The organism is Singulisphaera acidiphila DSM 18658 (genome assembly GCF_000242455.2).
GTDB classification, from domain to species: Bacteria; Planctomycetota; Planctomycetia; order Isosphaerales; family Isosphaeraceae; genus Singulisphaera; species Singulisphaera acidiphila.
In genome coordinates, this window is the sequence record NC_019892.1 from 4,324,959 (window position 1) to 4,351,079 (window position 26,121).

A 26,121-nucleotide genomic window follows, 5' to 3' on the forward strand; every position below is an offset into this window, starting at 1 on the left:
CGGTCCCAGGGAACGCAAACGAGCCGGAGCCAGTAAATCTCGTTGCGAGGGCAGAGTTGTGAGGACGAAGGAAGAGATCGTCAGAGACTGGCTGCCTCGGTACACGGGGCGTCCCTTGGAGGAGTTTGGCCAGTACATCCTACTGACAAATTTCACAAACTATATCGACCTGTTTTCTCGTCGATTTGGCGTCGAGGTCATTGGACGCGACAAGCCGATGCCGTCAGCCACCGCCGAGAACATCACGATCCTGAATTTTGGGATGGGAAGCGCCAACGCGGCCACCGCGATGGATCTCCTCTCGGCGATCGCTCCCAAAGCGGTCCTCTTCCTGGGGAAATGCGGCGGCCTCAAGAAGGCGAAGGTCGGCGACTACATCCTGCCGATCGCCGCGATCCGCGGAGAGGGAACGAGTAACGACTACCTCCCTGCCGAGATCCCCGCCTTGCCCTCGTTCCGGCTTCAGCGGGCCGTCTCGGCCATGATCGTCAAGCACAGCCTCGACTACTGGACCGGCACCGTCTACACCACCAACCGGCGAATCTGGGAACACGACGACACCTTCAAGGAGTACCTTCGCAAAAGCAGGGCCGCGGGAATCGACATGGAAACGGCCACCATTTACGTGGTCGGGTTCGTGAACCACATTCCCAAAGGGGCTCTTCTCCTGGTCTCCGACAGCCCGATGACCCCCGAAGGCGTCAAAACGGGACTGAGTGATGTCACCGTCACAGCCCAATATATGGAGAAGCACCTTCAGATCGGCGTCGACTCGCTCATCGAACTGCGCGACTCCGGAGAGTCGGTCGAGCATCTTCGCTTTGAATAAGTGGAAGGGAGGAAGATGCAAAACAAGCTAGCAAACACGAACAATCAACAAGAAACGTTTTGACCGACGTATCGACACTTCACTTGACCGAGGCCCAGTCAACCGGTTCTAATCGCCGTCGCTTGACAGGTTCCCCTGGCCTGACAACAGGTCGGGGGATAATAGGGAAGACGGTGTAAATCCGTCGCGGGGCCGCCGCTGTAATCGGCCAGGCCCCCGGACCAACCAAAGCCACTGCCGCAAGGCGGGAAGGCGGTCCGGGTGCCGTGATGAGCCGAGAGCCAGAAGACCTGCCCGTCGAGCTTCTGTTCCGATGCTTCGGCCACAAGCATCCGGGCGGGCATTTTTGCAGACCGTCTGCAACGAGCCATGCGCCGGAGGGCCGAAGGAAACCCTCTTGCCCGGCCCGGCAGCAAGGTCTGCACTCATGATATCTCGTCTTCGTCCTCGCCCTCAGCCTCAGCCTCAGAACCGCCCCTCCGGCTTCACGCTCATCGAACTGCTGGTCGTGATCGCGATCATCGCCGTCCTGATCGCCCTGCTTTTACCCGCCGTTCAAGCGGCCCGCGAGGCCGCCCGGCGAGCTCAGTGCACCAACAACCTCAAGCAGATCGCGCTCGGGGCGATGAATTACGAGGCCTCCAATGGCGTGCTACCGTCAGGGAGCTATCCCCGGGTCGGCGACCCGACCGCGGCCAAGCCCTGGCCCGACCACAGCGTTTTCGAGCGGATCTTGGGCTACATGGAGCAGCAGCCCGCCTATAACACGATCAACTTCAGCCTGACGATCTACGACAACGACAACCTCACCATCGAGAAGATGGCCATCTCGACCCTCATGTGCCCGAGCGACCCGACGGTCGCCAACGCAACGCCCCTGGTCCGAGTAGCGGCCGCAGCCAACGGCGTGCCGGGTGTCTCGTTCTGGAATCCCGACCCACTCCCTCCGGGCGTCTGGACCCAGGCGCACACCAGTTACCGCGGGGTGGCCGGTCTCTGGATCAATCCGCCGAAAAACCTCGCCCCCGCCGAACTCCAGCGTGCGGCCGCCTCGCAGAACGGCCTGATCTTCATGGACAGCAACGTCCGCCTCGCCGCGGTCACCGACGGCACCAGCATGACGATGTTGTTTGACGAGCGAGCCCACGGTTATTACCCGGCCTCGGTCGCAACCACCCCGGCCTACAAAGATTACTACCCGGCAATCTACGGAGCGTGGACTTACGGCTACTACGCTGCGCAGGGGATCTATAACTCCGCCCCGAATCGATTCCTCAGCCCGTACTACCCGTCAAGTTTTCATCCCGGCGGGATCAACGTTGCCTTCTGCGATGGTTCGGTCCACTTCCTCAAGAACTCGATTGACGCGTTCCCGGAAGCGAATGACTTCCGTGGAGCCGGGCCCATGCTCAATGGGCCGGACGGCTATAGCATGGCTCCCGGAGCAAGAATCCCGGTCTACCCAGCCCTGGCCACCCGAAGCGGTGGCGAAGTCATTTCGGCCGACTCTTATTGATTGCCACCGATCCGCATTTGACGTGACGCCTTGGGAATCACTCCACCTTCCTCAGGAATGGCTCATCTCTTGATGGCACCTTATCGGATCGTCCGCATTTCCCACCTCATCCTCGGCCTCGGGGCCGGTGTGTTGGTCGCTTTGACGGGCCTGACCGGCGGCATCTTGGCCTTCCAGCGTGAGATCGATCGCGCACTCAACCCCGCGCTCTGGCGTGTTGAGCGAGCGAGCCAAACCGCAAGCCTGGAGCGAATCCGGGCTGCCGTCGAGGCGACCGGCGGCCCGCCGCCCCGGATGTTCCTCATGCCGAACCGGGCGGATCAGGCCCTGCTCGCCCTCTTGGTAGGTCGAGGGCCGACAGATCGCTGGGAGGTCTTCGTCAACCCCTACGATGCCCACGTCCTCGGTCGGCGACGATTCGGATCGGCCTGGACCGAGCGAGTGAAGCAGTGGCATACCGAACTCTTCTTCGGTCGTCCTGGCCGACTCATCGTGGGGGCAGGGGGGTTAGCCTCGCTTGCGCTGAGCGTGAGCGGGTTCTGGCTCTGGTGGCGGACCCGCCCTGCCAAGTCGCCCGCCACCACGGGCCGACGACTTGCCTTGGATCTTCATCGTCGCGTCGGAATCATCAGCCTGATCCCTCTGACTCTGCTGGCGACAACCGGAGCCATCCTGATCTTCCGCCCATACCTCACCCCGGTGCTGAACCGGATCACCGGCCCGATGCCGCTGGAGGTCATCCCCAAGTCGCAGCCTGATCGCACCCTCACGCCGCCAACCTTGGATCAGATCCGTGACAAGGCGCTCCTCGCCTATCCCGATGCACAGGTCACGCGGATCTACCTGCCCGAGGGTCCAGAAGGCACCTTCGCCGTTCGGCTCCGCTTGCCTGAAGACGGAAACCCTCACGGCAATACGGCGATAAGGTTCGACCAGTACAGGGGAAATGTCCTCCAAGCCCACAGTTCGCGGATGACCTCGGCCGTTCAGAAAGTTCTCTGGTATGCGCCCTACCCATGGCATACCGGCGATGCGATGGGCCCCCTCGGTCGTGGCCTCGCCAGCTTGAGCGGCCTCTTTTCCGCGTTTCTCATGGCAACCGGACTGATCTGGTGGACACGTCGTTGGACGCGCGGGAAAACGCGCGATCGTTCGGACATTCCCTGACCGCCCACTCGATTCTTTATGGGGTCAGGTTCCCGTCCGACCGGCGAAGAATCGACTTGATTCTCATGTCTCCCACGCATGGCCGTGCTTCGCTCAAGGCCCCGGCTCGCGCGATGACGCTCGAGTAGCCGATTGCGACACCATCATCGTGCAGGCTAAACTGTGGCGTACTTTCGACGGACCGGTGACATCCGTCGCCAACCTCAAAGAGAGCCCTCGCTTGTGAGGCGTTCGCTCTCCTCTTTCCGAGTCGTCATCATCGAGCTTGGAATCGCATGACGTTCGACTCGCCCCGACAGGAACGCCTGGCTTCAATCGTGAGCCACGTCGCCTTGATCGCTTCGATCACGGTGTTCATCACGTTCCTCTGCCGCATCGCCGAACATACCCTCCACCGGAGGGCGACCTCCGCGATCCCGACCGAACGGCCGAATGAGGGGCGTCGGATCTTCCATCCCGCCGGATTCTCCATCATCCGGCCCGATTTCTGGAAGTCGAAGGTTATTGAGGACCGGGATCACCCGGGCCTGGGAGGCATCAAACTCTGGTCCCCCTCCAACCTCCCGCCTGGCGCCTCCCTGGAGGTCGCAAAACTCCGAAGTGAGCCCACGCTCCAAAGCCATGCGCATGAGGTCCGATTCCAAGGTCAGCCCGCCTGGTTGACGATCACGCACCATGACCAGGAAGACTTCGAACAACCCGGCCAGCTCACCGTTGAACTCACCTTCTCTCGCGACGATTCCTACTGGCTGGTCCGTTATGATTTGCAACGCGACCAGCCAGCCATACCGAAACGCGTCTGGGAATACATGGAGACCTTCTTGTCTCGCGTTCCCAAAAGAAAACCGCTAGGCAACGGTGGCGTCCGAAATCTCCCCAGTAGAGTCGAGGGGTGGCGCGGTGGCTGACGCTCCGTTTCCACTCCCCCGCTCATCGAACCGGACGGGCCATTTTCTGGCATCCGGCTCTCGGACAAGAACTCACGCTTTCGCCCACGGAAAGCTTCGGGGTCGCTCGCTCAAGCGGACCAGGCCCAGCACGTCGTGCAGGTACTGATCGGGGAACCGTGACGTCCCCCGACTCTTCAGCTTGTGCTTCCGCCGAAGCCACTGGCGGAGCCGATCCCGCGCGTGGCGGTCCACGGCTCGATACGCGGGACTGACCGGGCCGAGACAGAAATAGTTCGACCAACCCAAAAGCATCCGGTTCAGTCGGGCCACTCGGTCTTCGACGTCCGTCCAGAACCATCTCCGGCTCGTCTGGTCGCTGATCTCCCGTTTCAGGCGGTCGATCTTCTTCGCCGAGGGACGCGTCCCGATGTAGGACTGGCCCGTCTTCGGCGACCAGCATCGCCCGATCGTATACCCCAGGAAGTCGAACGTTTCCTCAGGGACACGGCACAACCGCGTCTTCGTCTCGTTCACCGTCAGCCGCAGCTTCAACATCATGCTCCGCATCGTGGCCATCGCTTCGGCAGCGGTGCCACGACAGCAGATCACAAGTCGAGTAGCCCGGGGGAATTGCACCCCCAGGCCCTCTCGGATCCGGACGGGAGGCTCTCGCCTCATCCGGCTCTTATGATCCAGTCGCTGGTCGAATCCCGATCTGCCAGAGAACCAGCAGATTCGGATCGCGTCGCGCCACTTGACCCAGCCAGTGGGCTGCGTTGATGGAGTGACGCCTCAACCGTTTGTATTTCCGCTGCGCCCATTTGACCAAGACACGCTCCAGGTGTCGGAGAACCGGAGTGAGCGCCGACCGGTAAAACCGACCGTAGTAGTTCACCCACCCTCGTACCGAAGGATTCACAAGCCCCGCGATCTCCTCCAGAGACTGATTGTTCCGGATGGCGGCCAGCCGCCAGTCTCGGATCGTCTCGCGGATCGCATTGGCGGCCTTGTGGCTGATCGCTGGGATGAAGCTCACGAAGAACTTCCCCCATCGATTCTTGGCCCGCCGGGGCCGAAAGGTGTAGCCGAGGAAGTCGAACTTGATGTGTTCATGCTGGCCCCTCCGGTCATCGTCCTGGCAGTACACGATCTTGGTCTTCTCAGGGTGAAGCTCAAGACGGCACTCCTTCAGACGTGCCCGGACCGCTTCGAGCACGTGTTCCGCTTGAGCCCGGCTCTTCGCGTGAATGATCACATCGTCCGCATAACGCGCGAAGTGGATGTCCGGAAAGCTCCGGGCCATCCAGAGATCGAACGCATAGTGCATGAAGAGATTGGCCAACAAGGGCGAAACAATCGACCCCTGGGGCGAGCCCTTCGTACGCTCTTCTCGACGACCGTCCTGCTTCTGAACGGGGGCTTTCAGCCACCGCTCGATGTACAGCAGGACCCATGGTTCGTTCACGTGATGACAGACTGCCTTCATGACTAGTTCATGATCGAGATTGTCAAAGAAACCTTTGATATCCAGATCAATCACCCAGTCGGACCGCCAGCACCGCTCCCGCGCGGCGGCCACCGCATCCAGCGCCGATCGTCCGGGTCGATACCCGTAGGAGTCGGGATGGAAGTGCGGCTCCACCAGCGGCTCCAGATGCATCTTGACGACCATCTGAGCCACGCGATCGCCGACCGTGGGAATCCCCAGCGGCCTTGAACCCCCATCGGCTTTCGGGATCTCCACGAGCCGCACCGGCGGTGGAAAGTAGCTGCCCGAGGACATCCGATTCCAGATCTTGTAGAGGTTACCCTTCAAGTCGGTCTCGAACGCCTCGATCGACTGCCCGTCCACCCCGGCCGCCCCGTGGTTCGCCTTGACCTTCAGGTAGGCCTCGTAGACCACCTGTTTGGAAATCGCGTAAGGCTTCGCTTCAGGCATCGGTTCCTCCCATCGCTGGTTGACTTTTGCCTCTCGCGTGGGCCTTGACGCACGACTTCGCTTCCGGCATGAATTCCTCCCATCGCTGGTTGATCCATCCCTTGGCTGAACCATTCAACCCCTTCGCTCCACCCGCATTACCAGGCTTCAACGCTACTACGGGTTGATCCGCCCCTGTGCCACGCATCGGGACTTTGACCTCGTGGGGCCTCCACTTGGGCATCTCCCTTGGCATCGTGACGACAGGTTCCCACGTTCCCCGCGAGAGCCTGAACCGAGCTCGCGCCACCTTTACGCCGGTCACCATCAAGGCCGTAAGCAGGTCCCGCCTTGACTGCATCCCAGGCCAACGACTGGAGCCTGGTTTCGATGACGTCCCTACGCTTTCGACGCCTCATCGGTGGTTCACTTGCGTTCGCCTTCTCGGTTCTTATCTGACCGGTTCAGACCGGCCTTTTCCCGAACGCTCACGACCAGGACTCTTAATCCAAGCCGCTTCGGGTGATTTGGAATCTGGTCCTGCAACCCGATCCCGAGGGACCTACCCTCATCTCTCACGCAGCATGGCGTTCCGGGACGCTCCTGAAAGTCGTCCTTTCACACCTTCGTGGCGCACAGTCATCCGCATAGTTGACGACATGAGCGTCGAGCCGTTGTTCGTGTCCGAGGAGCTTCCAGCCCACAATGAACCGACGCATATAAATGTTAGCGAGTAACGGTGACAGAGGAGACCCTTGCGGGCTGCCCCGGCCCTCATCCTTGTTCCGAGTCGTTCGGCGCGTCCGACCCCGATCGTCGGTCTCTTCCACCGGGGCCACCAGCCACATCTTGATCAGCCCCAGGAGGTGCCGGTCGCTGATGCGTCGTGACAGCGATTTCAGGAGCTCCGAGTGCGGGATACTGTCGAAATAGCCGGACAAATCGGCGTCCACCACATCATTATGCCCCATGCTCACATGCCCATGGACCTGCCTCACAGCGTCCAGGGCACTGCGGCCCGCCCGGTAAGCGTGTTGTTCCGGAGGCAGGTCGGCCTCGAAGATCGGCTCCAAGACCAGAACCACCGCCATCTGCACCACGCGGTCCCGGATCGTTGCGATCCCCAGCGGCCTTTGCTTCCCATCCGGTTTAGGGATCAGGACGCGGCGCACTGGAGACGGTTGATACGTACGATCCCTCACCTCGGTCGTCAGTTCGTCGAGCCATCGGTCGCGGCCGTACGCCTCAATGTCCTCGAAGGTCTGGCCGTCCACCCCCGGGGCGCCGTCGTTGGAGCGACAACGCAGGTAGGCAAACTCCAGGATATCCTGCCGATACACCTTGTCGTACAACCGATAAAACCGATACCCCGGCGATTCCTTCGCTTTGGCATGCAGCGTCGTCTGGAGTTTCTGAACCTTCGGTGGAGGTGTGAGGCTCATGCCAATCTCCCGGCTCTCATGCTCTTTGTGACGCTGGTCTTGAACTCAGGCCCCTTCCCTCGACCGGCGTTACCCGGCGTCCACGGTAGTACGGGCCTGTCCGCCACCCCAGTCGGCCCGGCCAGTCCCTCGCGGGCGTCCGGTTGGAGGTCACGCGCCTCCGCCAAGTGGGGTTTCCCGTGTTGCAGGCGTCTCCCGTTTGTCGACATGCCGTTGCCATTACCCCGGTGGGATCGCTGGGTCAGATCGCTCATGGGACGGCCTATTCCACCCGTTTCCCTGTTCATCAGCGACGACGGCCTTCCCCGATGTATTGGCGGGTCGGCTCCCACGTTAAACCTTTCGAGGCCTGCTCAGCATTCACTCGCGTTACGGCCTGTCGACTCGCTGCGCCGCCAGGCGGCACATTTGTCTCGAAGGCTCCGACGGCTTCGTTACCTCCACCGCCGCTCCGATAGCTTCCGGCCGGAGCGATTCAGTTGGCCGGGCGGGACTTGCACCCGCTGGGAAGACACTGCCTTATCACGGCGCACAACACAACAAGCTTTAATTTATCGACAATATCATAACAAATTCTCCCGAGGCTGAGTCACTTGATAAGCCTTCTGCCCCTCATCGCGATCCTCCTGGCAACGGCTCAGGAAGTGCCAGTCTCGGCCCCTGTGTTTCCCCCTCCGGTTTCCGAGCGGGACGTGGCGAGGCTGCTTCAAGCCACGGCATTCGTGCGCGGGCTCGACGAATCGGCGCTGGTCAAGCTGGTGCCACGGCAGTCAGGGTTGAACTTTGTCGGCTGCCCGAACTGCGATCAGGGGCGGCAGGAGAATCAGCTCGACTGGTCGCCCGAGCAGATCGACGAGGTCTCTTGTCGATACTGCAAGCATCGCTACCCCAGCGCCCAATATCCGATGAACAAGGCCGTGACCGTGCGCAACCCGCGAGGGGAACCCCAGCGCTATCCGTACTGGGAAAACGCACAAGGCTATCGCTACTTCTTCGCCGCGAAGCGTGACGACCAGATGCGTGAATACCTCGCGGCCAGAGCGCGGGACCTGGCCTTGCTCTCCGTTGCGACCGGAGAGAAGGCCCACGCACGACGAGCCGCCTTGCTCCTCGACCAGTTCGCGCAGGTCTTCCCCGGCTGGTGTTATCACTACGACTATCCGTTCCGCCAGAAGGAGATCGACGACGGCAACGTCCCCCCCGCGCAGTTCCGACGCGGCTACCGCACCGCGCGCTGGACCTGGTGGGCCTACAGCGACATCCCCACGCAACTCGTCGAGACCTACGACTGGATTCGCCCCAGCGGCGTCCTGGCCGACCTCTCCCGTTCGCGGGGTGTCGACGTTCCCCAGAGGATCGAGCACGACCTGTTTCGCAACGCGGCCGATCAGGTGATGGCGAACCGCGAAGAATCGAGCAACATGGACCCCACCGCCTGGCATGCACTCGTCACGGCCGGTCGGGTCATCGGGGAACCACGCTACATCCACGAGGTGACTCGTAAGCTTCGCCACCTGATCCAGACGCGGTTCTACTACGACGGCTTTTGGTACGAAGGCGCTCCCAGCTATGGGGCCCAGACGCTCGGAGGGCTGACCAACGTGCTTGGCCTCCTGCACGGTTACAGCGACCCGGCAAACTACAAGGACGCGGACGGGACGAGGTTCGACAACCTCGACCTCGCCCGTGAACTGCCCGAGCTCGAGCGTACACGAACGGCTCTGGCGACGCTGCGATTACCCAACGGTCGCCCCGTCCCGGTCCACGACACCTGGAGGACGGACAGGGTGCGCGCCCGGTCTTCCCGAGACACGTCGACCCCCTACCTGCTTCCCGCCCTCGGCCACGCGAGCCTGGGAGGCGGAACCGGAGCGGAGCAGACTCAGTTTCACCTGACCTGGTCGGGCGGCTACGGTCACGCCCATGCCGATAACCTCAGCCTCTTGCTCTTCTCCCAAGGCCGCGAGCTGCTCTCCGACCTGGGGTATACCCACACGCGATACCGCGCCTGGACACTCGCGACCGCAGCGCACAACACCGTCGTGATCGACGGCAAGAGCCAGTCGTTCGGCAGCCTCAACGCCCCCTCGGATGGCAGCTTGCAGTACTTTGATGCGGGCGATCCCCACGTGCAGGTCGTTAGCGTCGACGGCACTCGCGGCTATCCCGGTCTGGCGAAGACCTACCGTCGCACCCTGATCGTCGTCGATGCCGGCGAGGGCCGCCGATATGCGGCCGATCTCTTCGACGTGGCTGGGGGCCGAATCCACGACTACTTCCTGCACGGGGACGCCGATGAGCCCACCACCGTCGCCCTGGATTTGCCGTGCGCCCCCCTCGCGAACCTGCTCCCCCCTGGCTTTGACTGGCAGCCCACCCGCAACGAAGGGGAGACCGGCCGGGCCAGCGAGCCAGACTATGCCTACGGATTCCTCCGCAACCTCAAGTCGGCCCCTGCGCCCGCCGACGTGGCCTTGCCCCTGACGTTTCGGCCCGCCGCAAGTTCGGGCCCTGCGCTTCGCGTCACGCTCTTTCCGGAAGCGGGGTCACGACTGGTCGTCGGCGAGAACCCAGCCATCAGTCGAGCGGGTGAGGACGACGCTCAACTGGATCAATTCATGCGATCGTTCATCGCCCTTCGGCATGAGTCGAGCGAAGGCCATAGCCGCTTCGCTACCATCCTCGAGCCGTATGCGAAAGCCGCGTTCATTGACTCCGTCGAGCGGGTCGCGAATACCGGAGCTGCGATGGTGCTCAAGGTCCGCATCGGCGATCGCACCGACCTCATCGTCTGCGGAGCCGACGAACCAGTGAGCGTCGCGCAAGGTGCAAGTCACGCAACCTTCACCGGAGCCGTGGGCGTTCTCTCGCTCCGAGGCGAGCGAATCGAACATGCCTTCGCACTAGGCAAGGGGGGCTGGACGCGCGGGGATGACGCGTTGCAGGCGACCGGCCCACAAAGTCTTTCGCTTCGGGCCGTGGAGGGAGACACCTTGATCCTGAGCGGGCCGAGCGAGAATCTGCCGGGGGCAGGGGAGGTTGTCCGCGTACTCACCGCCGATGATTGGGTCTACCCTTACACGGTTGTTGCCTCCGAGCGCCAGGGCGAAACAGTCCGCCTTCGCGTTGCGGAGGGTCCTGGTTTCACATTCGACGCAGCGGCGGGAAAACTCCACCTGACCGCCTTCCCCCAGCGCGAGCACACCGGGGCCGTCCGTTTGGAATGGACGACCCGAGCGTCGCGCTGAGCGGCAAGAAGTCATCAGGGCATTGGGTGCCCCTTCCCTTCGTACGTGCGAATCGTCGCGGCCTCGCCGTTGGCGCGAGCAGGATCCATGCGGAGGCGCAGGGCCTCATCGGGTCCGCCGCCGAACTGCTTCCAGTAGCGTTCCTTGAACGGGTTGACCTTGGGCCCGACGGCCGCTTCGTTCTCGAGACAGGGGAAAACCTCCTGCCACCAAACGTCGTAGGCGGCCCGGAGGCTGGCAACAACCTCGGGGTGCTCGGCGATGATGTTCTTCGTCTCGCCCGGATCGGCCTTGAGGTCATAGAGCTCTGTATCATTCACAAGCGTGAAACGCCCGTTGCGGATCGAGCTGTTGACGTACTTTGCCTGCTCAACCTGCCCTCGATTCCAGCGGCCGACGTGGGTAATTAGGGTTCGGTCGGGCCATTCGGCCTGGGGATCCTTCAGAAGCGGCAGAAAACTGCGTCCTTCAACCTGCGAGCGCAACGGCTCGGAGAGCGGTGATCCGACAATCTCGGCCAGCGTCGGGAGGATGTCGAGATGAGCCGTGAGCGCTCCCACCTCCACATCCCCCTTGAATCCTGACGGCCAGCGCCAGAAGGAAGGGACGCGCGTCCCCCCTTGGTACGGTGTCCCTTTGGTGCCACGCATTCCGGCGTTATACGTCCGGGTCCCGGCAGTGCCGCCGTTGTCGGTCATGAAGATGACCAGAGTGTCGTTCTCGATCCCCCAATCCTTGAGCTTTGCGACAAGTGTGCCGAAGTTATCGTCGATGTTCTCGATCATCCCATAAAACTTCGCCACGTTTTCCGGCACCTGGCCGGCGTGCCGCTTGGCATACTCCTCGGGGCAATCGAGCGGGGAATGGGCGGCGTTGGGCGTGATGTAAGCGAAGAAGGGCTCGTCCCCCTTCCGCTCCTGGTCGATCCATGTGAGCGCCTGGCGGAAAAAGACGTCGGTGCAATAGCCGGTCGTCTTCTCGAAAGTGCCATTATGCAGGATGGCGGGGTTGAAGTACGAATTGCCAGGCGCATCGCCGCCGCTGCCCGCATAGGTCTGGCCAATGCCGCCGGCCCCGTGAATGAAGACCTCGTCGAACCCACGCTGGCCTGGCTGATAGGCATCCTCATCGCCGAGGTGCCACTTGCCGAAGACACCGGTGGCGTACCCCTTGGATTTGAGGACCTGGGCGAGGGTCGTCGCCTTCAGGCTCAGTCGCTCCCGCTCGAGGATCGTATGCGTCACCCCCGACTTGAACTCGTGGCGGCCGGTCAACAGGGCGGCGCGGGTCGGGGCACACGTCGGGCTGACATGGAAGTCGGTGAAGCGAACAGCCTGCTTGGCGAAGGCATCCACGTTGGGTGTCTGGATGATCGGATTGCCCAGGCAGGAGAAGTCGCCGTAGCCAACGTCGTCGGCCATCACGAGGACGATGTTCGGGCGTGGAGGACTGGCGGCGTGGACGCGGCTGCCGATCACCAACACCAAGGATGCAACGACAAACCATTCACGTTGTTTCATCAAGAATCACCCGTTGGCCTGCTTGCTCCGAGCGGACCTCAGCCTGCTTACGGCTTGGGGAAATCCGCATAGCTTGGATAGGTGTACCCGACCGCCTCTTTCTGGCGTTCGAATTCGGCTTCCATCTTCTGGCGAAGGTCTTTGCGGGCAGGATCGCCAGCGAGGTTCGACATCTCGTAGGGATCCGCCTTCAGATCAAATAGCTCCGTCCAGTCCGGATGGCCCGGATAGGTAATGAGCTTGGCGTCCTCGGTCCGGACGGCCAGGATCGTGGGAGTGTTTGGAAAAGGCCGCTCCTGGAAATACTCGTAGAACCAGGCCGTACGCCAAGTGTCAGGCTTCTCCTCGAGCAACGGCCGCCAGCTCCGGCCTTGCATCGCCCTGGGAACAGGGACGCCAGCGAGGTCAAGGAACGTGGACGCAACGTCGATGTTGAGAACCATCTGATCGACGAGCTTGCCCTTCTTGGCGAGTCTCGGGTAGCGCAAAAGCAAGGGAACGCGCAGGCTCGCTTCGTAGGCGGATCGCTTGTCGCCCAAACCGTGTTCGCCCAGGTAGAAGCCATTATCGCTGGAGAAGACCAGGACGGTATCCTCGGCCAGGCCAAGCTCGTCGAGCGTGGTCATCAGCCGCCCGAGGTTGTCGTCGACGGCGGAGACACATCGAAAATACCCGATGTTCCCCTCTGGCCGCGTTGCCCCTTTCTTCTTCTTGGCAACGGCCGGAGCGGCTGCGGCCTTGCTGAAGATGGGGCGTACTCCTTGGTTGGCCGCCGGCCTGGGCGTCTCGCCGGCAAACCGATCGCGGGCGCGTTCGGGAGGATCAAACGGTCCGTGGGCCGCCTTGAAGCCGACGACCAGGGCGAACGGCTTGGCCTGGTTCTTCTTGAGGAAGTCGATGGCGAAATCGGTTGAGCGATCGTCCACCCAGCCCTGGGTCGGCGTCAGCTCGCCATTGACCTCAAACGGGCAGTCGACATATTTCCCCTGGCCGATGAAGCTTACCGACTCATCGAAGCCGGGCCGTTTCCCCTTCTGGCCATCCATGTGCCACTTGCCGACATAACCGGTCGTATAACCAGCCTCGCGAAGGAGCGAGGCATAAGTCACGCTGTCGGTCGGAAATGGTGTCTGGTTGTCGGCGATCCCATTGTGGTGGCTGTACCGACCCGTGAGCATGCAGGCACGACTCGGAGCGCAGAGCGAGTTGACCACGAACGCGTTGCGGAACCGCACCCCTTCGGAAGCGAGCCGGTCCATGTTCGGCGTCTGGAACCAGGGGAACCGAGCGCGGTCGCCCTGCTCGCGCTGAACGACGCCCATGGCGTCGTAACGCTGGTCGTCGGTGAAAACGAATAGGAAGTTCGGCCGCCCCGGCGCCGGCTCGGCCGCACGGGCCGCATCAGGGGCAGGGCTTAGCCCGAGCATCAGCAAGGAAAAGGTGACAGCTCGGAGCGCAAGCGTCGAACAATGCATCGTGTGATCGCCCTTGAAACATCGGAGGTCAAGCGAAGCGGCCGCTGGTCCGCCCGAGCCGACGGATCTCCGTCGGCAGCGACGACCTTAACACGGGCCGTGCGCCTGGGCAATCGTCGGCGAAACGCTCCGCAAGTGCCATTCCTGATGGCCCCTGCATCTCAATCTCATTTTCCTGACGGGCGGCCCCCCTCCACGGCGAAAGACCAAGACGCACGAACAGGCTAAACTAGGCAAAAACCGAGGAAATGCGATGAACCCAGGTAGACTCATTGGGTAGAATGACGTTGGATACCCTCGGCTCGGTCGTCCTCTTTGAAGTCGATTTCCCTCCTCCTGCCCCCCCAGGACGATGCAAAACCGCGATTCGGTCAAGCGTCGATCGCCTTTGCGTGGCGACAGATCCGTCCAGTCGCCCCAGAGAGTCGGCGTTCCAGAGCACCTTGAGTTTCCGAACGATGGTGGGATGACACACGGGAACCGCGCCCGTCTGGGACGCGAATTGAGCCCTGAGTCATGAATTGCTGAGCGAACCTTGGGGACCTGTTCTTGTGTCGTCGCCTTTGAACGACCGAACGGCGACGCGATCAGGAAAAAGGATGGCCGACCTTTCTCGGCCAACGGAATGGGGTCTGAGTTGATGGCGACCAGTAGTAATAGCGTGAGCCTAGCGGAGACGGAAACGAGTCGAGCCGAGGGGACAGCGTTCGCCATCCTGGCGGCGCTCAGCGTCTCGCACATGCTCAACGACATCATGCAGTCGCTGATCCAGGCGGTCTATCCGCTCCTCAAAGAACAGTATCACCTGACCTTCACCCAGGTGGGGCTGATCACGTTCACCTTCCAGTTGACCGCCTCACTCCTTCAGCCGATCATCGGCCTCTCCACCGACCGCAGGCCGCGCCCGTACTCGCTGGCGACCGGGATGGTCTTCACCTTCGTCGGCCTGATTCTCCTGTCGGTGGCGCACCACTTCGTGCTGATCCTGATCGCCGCTGCCCTGGTGGGCATCGGGTCGTCGGTGTTTCACCCGGAGGCCTCCCGAGTCGCCCGGATGGCCTCGGGCGGGCGCCACGGGTTTGCCCAATCGTTGTTCCAGGTCGGGGGGAATGCCGGTTCGGCGATCGGCCCGCTTCTGGCCGCCTTCGTCGTTGTCCCTTGGGGCCAGGCAAGCATCGCCTGCTTCTCGATCGCCGCCGTGATTGCGATGGTCGTCTTGTTCGCGGTAGGCCGGTGGTATGAAGCCTATTTGAAGGCTAGGCAGGCAGGCCGGTTCACCTCAGGGCATGCCAGTCACCGAACTGGTCCCTCGCGCGCCCGCGTCATCTCGGCCATTACGATTCTGCTCCTGCTCATCTTCTCGAAGTACTTCTACATGGCCAGCCTGAGCAGCTATTACACCTTCTACCTGATCAACCGGTTCGGGGTTTCCATCCCGACCGCCCAGATCTATCTGTTCATCTTCCTGGGATCTGTGGCGGCCGGCACCATCGCCGGCGGCCCCGTGGGAGACCGGATCGGATTCAAGGCGGTCATCTGGGTGTCGATCCTCGGAGTGCTGCCGTTCACTCTCGTCTTGCCTTATGCGAACCTGTTCTGGACGGGAGTGCTCACCGTTCCGATCGGCGTGATCCTGGCCTCCGCCTTCTCAGCGATCATGGTCTACGCCCAGGAGCTCATGCCCAGTCGCGTCGGGCTCGTCGCCGGCCTGTTCTTCGGATTCGCATTCGGCATGGGCGGCCTGGGCGCAGGCGTCCTGGGCTGGCTGGCGGACAAGACGAACATTCAATTCGTCTACCACGTCTGCTCGTTCCTCCCGCTGGTCGGCCTCCTGGCCGGGTTCTTGCCCAACCTGGAAAGGAAGACGTCTCACGTGAAAGCGTGAACCGATCCCACCTAAGGAACCCCACCACGGAAAAGCACGGAAAAGCCAAAAGCCAACCCAACGAAAACGCTTCCCTCTTCTCAAACATCCAATTTCTCGACTCTTTCGTTTCCGTGCTTTTCCATCTGTTCCGTGGCGCATCCCCCTCTTTCCCAAAGTAGGCCAAGGCGTACCACTTCGCCTTGGGGTGAGAACGGCGGACCGACCTGATTCGGCCATCCAGGGGTCTCAAGATCCTTGAGCATGGGTTCCGCCTCGGCTATCCTCGCGCGAGTGGAGTGGCCGTCCCATGTCGATTTACCTTCGATGTGAGACGGTTCACGACCTCGATCGAAACCGACTCATCAAAAGGTGGTGGCATGGTACGTAACACCTGGGCCGCGAACTCGTCGCTGTTCCTCCGAGGCTCACTCGCCATCGGCTTCATCGGGTTCGCCCTCTCCGGTGTCTCCCGCGCGGAGGAGGAAAAAGAGCTGCGCGTGCGGTCAATCGCCCCGGACGACTCCACACGGACCTCGACAGCAGTCATCGTCCCGAGCGGGATGAACCTGGCCCATACCGCCCAGTTCCTGCCACTCGATGAGCGTGGCTCGATCATCGGTCCCGAGCGGGCGGCCGAACAGGCCGAGGTCGTGCTCGATCGACTCGAGTCGGCCCTGAAAGCGGCCGGCACGGGACTTGACCGGGTGGTCAAAGTCAATGTCTACGCCGCGCGGACCGACGTCCTCCCGGCCTTTCGAACCGCCTTCAGCGCTCGGATGACTGGGCAGGCCCGGCCGGCCCTCACCGTCGTCGTCGGGATCCTGGCCCATCCCGAGGCGCTGGTGGCGATCGACGCGGTGGCGGTCACAAGCGAGCCGGTCCGGCCGCTCGCGTCAGCTCCGGCCGGGCAACGCTCGGGGGCCGCGCTAGCGATCCTGCCGGCGGAGGCCAGGGTCTACGTCTCCGGACAGGCGGAACCGAGCACCGACCTGGCCGAAGCAACCCGGGGAACGCTCAAGAGTCTGGACAAGACCCTGGCATATCTGGGTCTGGACAAGTCACACGTGGTCCAGCTCAAGGCCTTTCTCGAGCCGATGTCGGCGGCGGCCGTGGTCGAGCGTGAGATGACCACATTCTTTGGAGCAGGGGCCGTCCCCCCGTTGGTCTACGTGGAGTGGCGATCAAGCCCAACTCAGCCCATCGAGATCGAACTGATCGCAAGCGCGGGGCCGCGAACCGAGCAGACCGCCGTCGAGTCGCTCACACCGACCGGGATGAAGGCGTCCCCTGTCTTCAGCAAAGTGGTGCGAGTCAACCGCGGACACCTGATTTATCTCTCGGGCCTTTACGGCTCACCCCAAACCAAGGGAACCGAGCAAGTCGAGGCAATCTTCAAAACGCTCGAAAAGGTCCTGGCTGAAACGGGGAGTGACTTCCGCCACCTGGCCAAGGCCACCTACTACGTCACCGACGACGAAGCGAGCCGCGCCCTGAACGACCTGCGGCCCAAGTACTACGACGCAGAGATTCCCCCCGCCGCTTCGAAGGCGATCGTCCCGGGGGTCGGAGCCGATGGGAAAACCGTCACCCTCGACATGATTGGCGTGACGATACCCCATGAGAGCGCCAACCCGCCGAAGTGATCTGACGCAAACCAGACACTAACGCATCCACATTATCTATCGGCATCCACCCCGATTGGGGTGGATCGTGCCGATACGAACTCCCGTGAGATCACACAAACCAAGGCCAGACGGTGGCGATTGCCCTTGGGCGATTCCGCTGGTATATCATCAACCTCCTTCCCCCGGCTCCCGCCTTTGAATCCGGAACGACCCCACCCTCCCTTGCCCCGACTTCGAGAAAGGCTAAGACCGATGAGGACCGCAAGATCCCCCCACCGCGATGGACCGATTCGCTTGATGGCGATCGCAATCGCCTGCTCGGCATTTGGCCTCGCCCTCCCTGGATCAAGTCCTTCCGCGCACGCGGCCGATCCCAAGCCGGGGGCCTCGTTCCAAGCCGGGGCCGCCACCAGTAACATCTCCCCCTGGCTCGGGATGTCGATCAACGGCAACATGCACGACGGCAAAGCCACTCACATCCACGACGAGTTGCACGCGCGTGCCTTGGTACTCGACGACGGCAAAACAAAGCTGGCGATCATCGTCTGCGATAGCTGCATGATCCCCCGCGAAGTCATCACCGATGCAAAGCGACTGATTCGCGAACGATCCAAGCTCGAACCCGATCACGTCTTGATCTCGGCAACTCATGCTCACTCCTGCCCGACGGCTGGCAGCGTCTTCCAGAGCGACCCGGATCCGGAATACTTGAAGTTCCTCGCGGTGAGGATCGCCGACGCGGTCCAGCGCGCCGTCAACAACCTCGAGCCGGCCAAGATCGGCTGGGGCGCGGGCAAAAACGCCGAGCAGGTCTTCAACCGGCGCTGGAAGATGAAGCCGGGGACGATCCCCGCCGACCCGTTCGGCAAGACCACCGACCGCGTTCGGATGAACCCAGGAATCGCCAACCCGAACCTGGTCGAGCCGGCCGGACCGATCGACCCCGAGGTCCCGATCGTCTCGGTCCGCTCCGCCCAAGGGCGGCCGATCGCGCTCCTGGCCAACTACTCGCTCCACTACGTCGGCGGCGTCGGCGCCGGCCATGCCTCGGCTGACTACTATGGCGCGTTCGCCGACCGCACCAAAGATTTGCTCGAGGGGGACCGGCTCGACCCTCCGTTCGTGGCGATGATGTCCAACGGCACCAGTGGTGACATCAACAACATCAATTTTCGCGAGGCACACCCGCCGGCGCCGCCGTACGGCCGCATCAATTTGGTCGCCAACGAACTGGCCACCGAGGCGGTCCGGGTCGCACAGGCCCTGGAGTACCACGACGATCTGACGCTCGACGCGCGGGCGGCCGACTTGAAGCTGGGCGTGAGGCAGCCGAACCCAGAAGAGCTGGCCGCGGCCGAGGCAACCCTCGCCAGCGCCAAGAAAGGGGCCGACCTGAATACGGTTCCCGAGCTTTATGCACGCGAATCCATCCTCTTGAGTAAATATCCGAAACAAGTCGATGTGAATGTGCAGGCGCTGCGGATCGGCGGCCTGGTGATCGTGGCGATCCCCTGCGAGGTATTCGTCGAAATCGGCCTCAAGCTCAAGGCCGAGAGCCCGATCAAGCCGGCCTTCACCATCGAGCTGGCCAACGGCTACAACGGCTACCTCCCCACCAAGGAGCAGCACGAGCTAGGCGGCTATGAGACCTGGCGGGCACGGTCGAGCTACCTGGAAGTCGACGCCGCATCGAAGATCACCACCAAGGCACTTGACCTGTTGCAAGAGCTCGAAAAAGCCCGCTGAGCAAGCCAAAGGCGGACTACTCCCTCACGCCCCGCCGGAACGCATGCAGTCAACGCCGTTCCTTCGTTTTCCCCGGGATCGCGGATGCCCCGCCCATACAATTCCATTGATCAGGAATGAATTGCGGGCGGGGCGCCCACGATTTTCAGGTCAGGGCCGTACCGACCTGAAAAAAACAAATAGGGAAGGGCATGACAATGCGGTACTTGATCTCAGCCCGCGTACGACCGGAGCGACGGAGCGAGCTGCTTCGAGCTCTGGAAGGCGGCAAGTTCGGCGCGGGCTTTCCCTACGGGGACCTCGGTAAAACGCTTTGCGAGGGGCGAGTGGACCCCTCGGGCACGATTCGCTGGGTCGAGGTCTGTTATTGCCGGGAATTTTCCGGGGTCGCCATGGTAGAGGAACTCCCTTACTTCGAGGAGTTCCTGACCGATATGACCGTCACCGATGCCCGCAGCCCACGCCTTTGCAACGGTTATCCCTCCTGTTCCACCTGCGACTGCACCAACAAGGTGCGACCGAAAGGCGAGCCGTTCCTCGACCACCTCCGCAAGTCGATCCACGAGCCCACGGAGGAGGCTCTCCCCCCAGGTCGATCGACCCGATGGCTCGGTTGGCGAGGCGCGGTCACCCCCGAGGAGGAGCGGCGGAATCAATCTGCCGGGTACGGACTTGACAAAAGTCGTTGCGCCCCCGAAATTGACAAGAGTTAAACCAAAGAATAAGATTCCGTCAAGGATTGGTGCCATGATCAAGGTCTTCGGCGGAGGCGCGCGCGATTGCGACGGGGCCACCCGGCGCAGCTTCCTCCAGGCGGGGATGCTTGGGCTCGGCGGCCTGACCTTGCCGGACCTGCTCCGCCTCCGAGCCTCGGGGGCGACGACACCAACAACCCCGACGACGGCAGGCAGTGAGCGAAGCGTCATCCTCCTCTGGCTGAGCGGCGGGCCTGGCCACATGGAGACCTGGGACCCCAAGCCCGACGCACCCGATGGCTTTCGCGGCCCGTTCGGCTCGATCGCCACCAGCGTCTCGGGGGTCCGCTTCGGCGAGCTCTTGCCCGAGCAGGCGCGGTTGATGGACCGACTGGCAATCCTCAGGACGGTCAATCACGGCACGGGAGACCACACCAAAGGGAACCACTGGATGCTGACCGGCTACGAAGGGCCAGCGTTCAATGCCCCGGACAACCGAATTCAGCGCAGGCCCGCGATGGGCGCGGCCGTGGCCCGGCTCAAGGCCGCGAGTCGACCCGGACTCCCCTCCTACGTCGCCGTCCCCAACCTCCGAGGGGGAACGGACAACCTCTTCCACTACTCCGCCTACCTCGGCGGGTCAGCCAACCCGTTCATCGTCGAGTCGGACCCGAACGACGCGGCCTTCCAGGTCAAGAACCTGAAACTGCCAGGGGGGATCTCGATCAAACGCTTGGAAGACCGGCGACGCACGCTGCAAGCCATGGACCAGCTTCGCCGCGACCTTGATCCCACGCTCCGCGACCTCGACGCCTACTACCAGCGCGCCTTCGACATGCTCACCGGCCAGTCCGTGGCCGACGCATTCGACATCAGCGCCGAGCCCACCGCCGTCCGCGACCGCTACGGCCGGCATACCTTCGGCCAGAGCGCCCTGATGGCCCGCCGACTCGTCGAGGCAGGGACACCATTCGTGACGGTCAACTGCGTCCCCTGGGATCACCACGGTACGGCCCCTCAGCTCAAGACCGAGGAAGGGGCGAAGAAACTCATCCCGCCCCTCGACCGCGCCATCGCCGCGCTCATCGAGGACCTGATCGAACGGGGCCTGTACGAGTCAACACTCGTCGTCGCCATGGGTGAGTTCGGTCGGACGCCACGAATGAACAAGGATGCCGGGCGCGACCACTGGGGCAACACCTTCAGCGTCCTAATGGGATGCGGCTCGATGCAAATGGGACAGGTCATCGGCCGCAGCAGCCAGCGCGGCGAGCATGTCGTCAACCGGCCGATCAGTCCGCAGGATGTCGCCGCGACGGTCTATCACCACCTCGGCATCAATGCCAGAGCCGTCACCTTCGAAGATCGGACCGGACGCCCCACCTACCTCATCGAGAACGGTCAGCCGATCCGCGAGCTGCTCGCCCAACTTTAACGCTTGGCACGTTTACACCGATCACTTCGGCCAGTTCCGACGCATGAGCGAATGATCTGGCCTGGATAAACGCAAACCACCCGGCGGATGCCGGGTGGTTGGAGCAAGCACAGAGATATGCGTTACCGTTGCGGCCTCGCCTCGCGTCAGGCGATGACCGACTTGACGACCTTGGCCAGCTCGTCGCCAATCTCGGTCAGGGCGTAGAAGTTGTTCTTGCCCTGGCGGCGAGGGGCGATGATCCCACCGTGGCGAAGCAAGGCCAGGTGGTGGCTGACGGCGGGCTGGCTCTGATTCAGGTGCTCGCCCAAAGCTCCGACATGCTTCTCGCCTTCGGCGAGCATCAGGATGATCTGCAGACGAGTCGGATCACTGACCTGCTTGAGCAGGTTCGCGGCGCGCTGGGCCTGCTTGAGTCGCAGCGCGGCCTCTTTCTGGGCTTTGGTCGGTTTGGGTGCCGTGGCTTTGGCCGCCGCAGACGCAGTCGCCATCGAGATCATCCTCCAAAGGTAGATTCCTCGAAGTTCGTCACGGGAAGTCCGCAGAGCCTTCGAGGACCTAAGAACACCGGTGAGACACTGTCAACACAGGGAAAACGGTTGAGTGGTGGGAAAGCCACTCATTCTTGTGCTCATCGCCGGCCTTGGCGACCGCCGGGGTGAGAGTCAGAAGATTTCGCGTTCCATGGAAGAGGAATATATCATAACTTCGGTGCTTGACGACATAATCTTAGCACCAGCGTCAATACCTATCAAGAGGAAATGGGGGTTGCGCCAAATTGGTTTTTTTCTATTAGAATAATCACACATCATGAGGGTCAGCCGATCGGAGCCCAAGGTGCTATGAAGCGGGTTCCTGAGTCGATCGGTGCCGGAACACTTGAACCAAGGTGAGTTGCGTTCAAAGGAAGGCAAAAAGAAACGATCATCGCCGAATGGACGACGATTCATGTGCCGGCGGTGATCTTTCTCGCAACGCTGATCCGTTTGGCTTTGCCACAGCCCTCGTCGCCGTGCCGGGATCATTCTCACCCGGAATTGAAATCTTTTTTTCACTTCGAGAGCGAATGGCGACGAGTTCGCTCCACAATCGCAGACGTCCGGTCGGGCCTCCAGATGCTGACGGCCATTGCCGCGTCAATTCTCGCCATTCTAATCATACTCTTCTCAACCTATGCCTGGCTTGGCCAAAGTTAGCTCATGCTCACGGATGACCGGTCAGGCTTAGACTTCGGCTTTACCGCCGGAGTTCCCGAAGTTCCGGGAGGCAAGGGGGCCATGGACGGCCCACCGCCAATCACCCGACCCGTTCCGGGCCGCCTTTTGCATCGAGATTCTCTGCCGGCCAGTCTCGCGCGACTGGCCGGCCGCAAGGGTCCCGCCTTCACTCGGCACGACCGCTTTGTCCTCACTACTGGGCCCGCTGGGCCGGACCGTCAATCAAAGCATGGATGCGGATCCCCTCATCCTCTTACGTTCATCTCGGTCTCATCAGGTTCGGAAGCAAAAGACTCGACCAAGTGATATCGCAACAGGACGGTGTGCCGGAGAGAGGGCGGGGCGGAGGCGGGGGCGGGACAAAGCGAAATGGCAACGCAACGATCAGTAGCACGGCCGGCCCAGTCACTTGAGATTCACCACGACCGCCCGCATGCCAGCCTTCCAGCATGCGGGAATCCACGGCCGGGCGATTCCTCAAGCCTCACTCCGAAGGGGACGGCCTGAGGGCTTCGCCATCATCCCCTTCGGATCGGGAATTATCTTAACGGCCGATCTTCAAAGATCCAAATCAAGGCTTCACGCTCGAATCCTTGGACGTTTTGAGGTGCTCGTCAAACCAATCGACGAAGAGAAGCACGTCTTTATCGATGTTGGGCCAGCCATGAACCGCGCCTGGCTTGGGGACCAGCTTCGCCTCGACGTTCGCTTTCTTCAATTTCTCGACGATCAGTTCCGCTTGCTGGATAGGAACCAGCTTGTCAGCATCACCATGAATGATGAGCGTCGGCGGATCGTCCGAGCTGACATGAGTGATCGGCGAGATCTGCACACCGATTTCCGTGATCTTGGCCTCGTCGGTGATTCGCTCGAATCGGCCCGTGGCTTTGTCGGCTTCGTGGAAGTCGAAGGGAGCCTGAAAACCTTTAAGGATTCCCCGGCCGATCGCGTTCTCACCCGGCTTGCCATAGTTCAAAAAGTCGGTGGGCGGGAAGAAGCAGGCGACCGCCTGCACGCGACTGGAGGTTCGATCAACGGCATCCTTGGAATCCGGATTACCGAGATCGCCCGCGGTCCCTTGCATGAGCGAAAGGTGTCCCCCCGCCGAAGCCCCAAAAATGCCAAGCCGTTCGGGGTCGACCCCGTACTCTTTAGCACTATAACGAATAAAACGGATCGCCCGGTTCATATCGGTGAGAACTTCGGGGATAGTGAATTTCGGCTGGCTGCCGTGGACGACGGCGAACACCGTATAACCCCGGTCGAGAAACGGCTTGACGAAGGGGGGTTCAGGGCTGATCGCGTCGTGCGACGAGAACCAGCCGCCGCTGACGACCCAGACAATCCCCAGCCCATTCGCGTCCTTCTTGGGCGTGAAGACGTCCAAGGTCAGCGCTGAGCCGAACTTCCGGCCATAGACGACGTCAACCTTGCGGGTAAAGGTTGGCTCATCGGCCGACAGACTGATCGTAGGGAGGAAAACCAGGGAGAGCACAAGGCCGAGGGCCGCCGGTGGAAGGTCACGATTCATCAGTCGAGTCCCGGGAGGAGGGCTGTGCGATCAAAGGAGGGCCCGACGATGATAACAGGCAGGGAAGGCCAAAGAAAAGGATCTACCTGCGGTCATAAAAGTCATCTCCGCGAGAGCTTTCGGGAAGTGGCCGGAAGGCTTGAGATCCCGGCCGACCCCCGATCGACTGGCCGCGAAGGCTCAACGCGTCCACACATTGACGACCATGCGGGCGACGACAACATAGGCGTTCTCCCAGTCGCCGCTCCGGAAGAACTGCACCGGGGCGTCGGGCGAACCGATAAACGGGCGCAGAGTCCAGCCCATCTGGATCCCCACGAACGCGTAGAGGACGATCCAGGTCCAGAGCAACCAGCGATGCCTCGGCGACCGGGCAATGAGGGGCCGGTAGGCGCGCGTCAAGACGATCTGAGCGGCCAGGCTCGCTATGGAGAACATAGCGGCGTTGAACAGGATCGCCGCCTGGTAGCCCGCCGACGAGGCGTACCAGAGCAAAGTCAGAGGCGCCAGCGCCACCAGCACGATCGTGACGGTGGCTTGCGAGGCCGCGATCGCCCGGACGGCCTCGGCGAAGTCGGCGCGAACCCCAAGCAGCGTGTTCATGACGAGATAACTTGGCAGGCTCAACAGCAAGGTCGCCAACAGCAGCAAGGGGACCTTGACGGCCGAGTAAACCACCTGCCAGAACAGGCCTCCGAACGCTCCCATCACGCTCCCGTAGACCAGGCCGCAGACGACGATCAAGGTCCAGGGATAGGTGGAGGAACGTCCTCGGAGCACGGCGTCGGCTCGGCCCAGCAAGTCTCTCATGAGAACAGACTCACCAGAGCCGACCAGACCGCCTCGAAGAAATTCGACTCCCGGCCCCGGAACCAGGCGAACGGACGGCCCGGGTCGCCGATGAACGGGCGGAGCACCCAACTCATCTGGGCTCCGACCAGCCCGAACAGGATGACCCAGCACCGAAACAAGGCCTTCACATGGCGGCCGAGCACCTGGTCTTCGAGCGGGTCGAGAGCACTCGGGACCGACGGCTCATGCGTTTCTCCCTTGGTCTCACCGACCCACTCCGTGGCCTCGGTCGGCGCGGGCTCGCGAGGAACGATACTCAGCCGATGCAAGGTTTGCAGTAAAAAGACCAACCCCATCGTCCCGGAAACCGCGAACACCACGACGTTCGCCACGATCATAAACGAATACGTGCTCGTACTGACCGAGAAGAAGGCGACGATCGGTCCGAGCGAGGACAAGACCGCAACCATGACGGCCATCGAGGCCAGGAGAAGCCGGAGGACCGAGTTGACTTCGAGCCGAGACCCCACCAACGCGTTGAAGACGTAGAGCGAGGGAAAGGTCACAATCAAGGTCAAGAAGAAGAGGGCGGGGACCTTGACGGTCGAGGCGAGCAGTTGCCAGTAGGAAGGGCCGCCGTCCTTGAGCATGGCAAAGCTTCCCATGCAGGCGCCGTAGATCATCGCCAGAATCATCAGGACGATCGAGAGGCCGCCCAGGCGCACCTCGATCGTCCCCCGGCGCAACGCCGACAGCCGTGTCGCCTCTCCCCTCAATATGCGATCGAGATCCTTCCACCATGTCCCCATCACATCATCCTCCTCAAGAAGTGACCCATTCGCTCGCCGAGCCTCACTTTGCATCCCAAAGAGCTTTGCGTCAAGAAGAACTTGGAGCGAACAAGCGAGGAGACGGAGACGCAGTGCGGGATGTTTCCTAAAGACAACATGCAATGCCGACCACACGGGCAGCCAAGACAAGCCACTACCCTTTACGCTTTAACACAATCAATCAACTTGACCAAGATATTAATTTATTAAAATTACAAACAAAATCGCAAAGCAACAGAAACATTAAACATTTAAATCATAAATAAATCAAAAAAACACAATATAACAAATTTTCGATTTTTAAAAATCCCGAAGAGGCGACCGTCAGCTCCTGCACTGCCGCCCCTTCGGAGTTGCAAGACACGCACACTTCTTTGC

19 protein-coding genes and 1 riboswitch are annotated in these 26,121 nt (G+C 61.9%); of the genes, 10 read left to right on the forward strand and 9 right to left on the reverse strand.

Going from position 1 to position 26,121, the window contains the following annotated elements; translation table 11 throughout:
- The first annotated feature begins 58 nt into the window (after nucleotides 1–58).
- From SINAC_RS16955 to SINAC_RS16970, 4 genes are all read left to right on the forward strand, one after another.
- Complete coding sequence (locus tag SINAC_RS16955; protein WP_015246857.1) at nucleotides 59–829, forward strand: AMP nucleosidase; 771 nt, start codon at nucleotides 59–61, stop codon at nucleotides 827–829.
- A 110-nt stretch (nucleotides 830–939) separates the two neighbouring features.
- Nucleotides 940–1,141: riboswitch (cobalamin riboswitch) on the forward strand.
- Between the two features lie 115 nt (nucleotides 1,142–1,256).
- Nucleotides 1,257–2,345 carry a DUF1559 domain-containing protein gene (locus SINAC_RS16960; RefSeq protein ID WP_015246858.1) on the forward strand — a complete coding sequence of 363 codons (1,089 nt, stop codon included), beginning with the start codon at nucleotides 1,257–1,259 and terminating at the stop codon, nucleotides 2,343–2,345.
- A gap of 72 nt (nucleotides 2,346–2,417) precedes the next feature.
- Entirely contained in the window at nucleotides 2,418–3,512 is a 1,095-nt protein-coding gene (locus SINAC_RS16965; RefSeq protein WP_015246859.1) for a PepSY-associated TM helix domain-containing protein, read from the forward strand.
- Nucleotides 3,513–3,787: 275 nt separating this feature from the next.
- Nucleotides 3,788–4,420, forward strand: coding sequence for a hypothetical protein (locus SINAC_RS16970; protein WP_020466009.1), 633 nt, complete (start codon nucleotides 3,788–3,790; stop codon nucleotides 4,418–4,420).
- Nucleotides 4,421–4,492: 72 nt separating this feature from the next.
- On the opposite strand, the gene SINAC_RS16975 is transcribed toward SINAC_RS16970, so the two are convergent.
- The 3 genes from SINAC_RS16975 to SINAC_RS16990 form a co-directional block, all read right to left on the reverse strand.
- The gene (locus tag SINAC_RS16975; RefSeq protein WP_157579415.1) at nucleotides 4,493–4,960 is read right to left on the reverse strand and encodes a group II intron maturase-specific domain-containing protein; all 468 of its coding nucleotides are present in this window, start codon (nucleotides 4,958–4,960) and stop codon (nucleotides 4,493–4,495) included.
- A gap of 127 nt (nucleotides 4,961–5,087) precedes the next feature.
- The gene (ltrA, locus tag SINAC_RS16980) at nucleotides 5,088–6,341 is read right to left on the reverse strand and encodes a group II intron reverse transcriptase/maturase (RefSeq protein ID WP_015246860.1); all 1,254 of its coding nucleotides are present in this window, start codon (nucleotides 6,339–6,341) and stop codon (nucleotides 5,088–5,090) included.
- Between the two features lie 554 nt (nucleotides 6,342–6,895).
- Nucleotides 6,896–7,762, reverse strand: coding sequence for a reverse transcriptase domain-containing protein (locus SINAC_RS16990; RefSeq protein WP_052334752.1), 867 nt, complete (start codon nucleotides 7,760–7,762; stop codon nucleotides 6,896–6,898).
- Between the two features lie 593 nt (nucleotides 7,763–8,355).
- On the opposite strand from SINAC_RS16990, the gene SINAC_RS17000 reads away from it, so the two are divergent.
- The gene (locus tag SINAC_RS17000) at nucleotides 8,356–11,010 is read left to right on the forward strand and encodes a heparinase II/III domain-containing protein (protein ID WP_015246861.1); all 2,655 of its coding nucleotides are present in this window, start codon (nucleotides 8,356–8,358) and stop codon (nucleotides 11,008–11,010) included.
- Between the two features lie 14 nt (nucleotides 11,011–11,024).
- On the opposite strand, the gene SINAC_RS17005 is transcribed toward SINAC_RS17000, so the two are convergent.
- Nucleotides 11,025–12,530: an arylsulfatase gene (locus tag SINAC_RS17005; protein WP_015246862.1), complete on the reverse strand. Its 1,506-nt coding sequence runs from the start codon at nucleotides 12,528–12,530 to the stop codon at nucleotides 11,025–11,027.
- Nucleotides 12,531–12,577: 47 nt separating this feature from the next.
- Entirely contained in the window at nucleotides 12,578–14,005 is a 1,428-nt protein-coding gene (locus SINAC_RS17010; RefSeq protein WP_015246863.1) for a sulfatase family protein, read from the reverse strand.
- 625 nt (nucleotides 14,006–14,630) lie between these two features.
- On the opposite strand from SINAC_RS17010, the gene SINAC_RS17020 reads away from it, so the two are divergent.
- From SINAC_RS17020 to SINAC_RS17040, 5 genes are all read left to right on the forward strand, one after another.
- Nucleotides 14,631–15,890, forward strand: coding sequence for an MFS transporter (locus tag SINAC_RS17020; RefSeq protein ID WP_020466006.1), 1,260 nt, complete (start codon nucleotides 14,631–14,633; stop codon nucleotides 15,888–15,890).
- A gap of 359 nt (nucleotides 15,891–16,249) precedes the next feature.
- Nucleotides 16,250–17,515 (forward strand): RidA family protein, encoded by a 1,266-nt coding sequence (locus SINAC_RS17025; RefSeq protein WP_015246865.1) that lies wholly within the window; start codon nucleotides 16,250–16,252, stop codon nucleotides 17,513–17,515.
- A gap of 279 nt (nucleotides 17,516–17,794) precedes the next feature.
- Complete coding sequence (locus SINAC_RS17030; RefSeq protein ID WP_020466004.1) at nucleotides 17,795–19,243, forward strand: neutral/alkaline non-lysosomal ceramidase N-terminal domain-containing protein; 1,449 nt, start codon at nucleotides 17,795–17,797, stop codon at nucleotides 19,241–19,243.
- Nucleotides 19,244–19,440: 197 nt separating this feature from the next.
- Nucleotides 19,441–19,956 (forward strand): hypothetical protein, encoded by a 516-nt coding sequence (locus tag SINAC_RS17035; protein ID WP_015246867.1) that lies wholly within the window; start codon nucleotides 19,441–19,443, stop codon nucleotides 19,954–19,956.
- Between the two features lie 34 nt (nucleotides 19,957–19,990).
- Nucleotides 19,991–21,373, forward strand: coding sequence for a DUF1501 domain-containing protein (locus tag SINAC_RS17040; RefSeq protein ID WP_015246868.1), 1,383 nt, complete (start codon nucleotides 19,991–19,993; stop codon nucleotides 21,371–21,373).
- A gap of 146 nt (nucleotides 21,374–21,519) precedes the next feature.
- Here the strand turns inward: SINAC_RS17040 and SINAC_RS17045 are convergent, their stop codons facing one another.
- The 4 genes from SINAC_RS17045 to SINAC_RS17065 form a co-directional block, all read right to left on the reverse strand.
- Nucleotides 21,520–21,864 (reverse strand): ArsR/SmtB family transcription factor, encoded by a 345-nt coding sequence (locus SINAC_RS17045; RefSeq protein WP_015246869.1) that lies wholly within the window; start codon nucleotides 21,862–21,864, stop codon nucleotides 21,520–21,522.
- A gap of 1,297 nt (nucleotides 21,865–23,161) precedes the next feature.
- A complete protein-coding gene (locus SINAC_RS17055) occupies nucleotides 23,162–24,121 on the reverse strand; it encodes an alpha/beta hydrolase (protein ID WP_015246870.1) in 960 nt (319 codons plus the stop codon).
- 180 nt (nucleotides 24,122–24,301) lie between these two features.
- The gene (locus SINAC_RS17060; protein WP_015246871.1) at nucleotides 24,302–24,931 is read right to left on the reverse strand and encodes a hypothetical protein; all 630 of its coding nucleotides are present in this window, start codon (nucleotides 24,929–24,931) and stop codon (nucleotides 24,302–24,304) included.
- Nucleotides 24,928–25,722: a hypothetical protein gene (locus tag SINAC_RS17065; protein WP_015246872.1), complete on the reverse strand. Its 795-nt coding sequence runs from the start codon at nucleotides 25,720–25,722 to the stop codon at nucleotides 24,928–24,930. The genes SINAC_RS17060 and SINAC_RS17065 overlap by 4 nt, the downstream gene beginning before the upstream one ends.
- Nucleotides 25,723–26,121 lie beyond the last annotated feature (399 nt).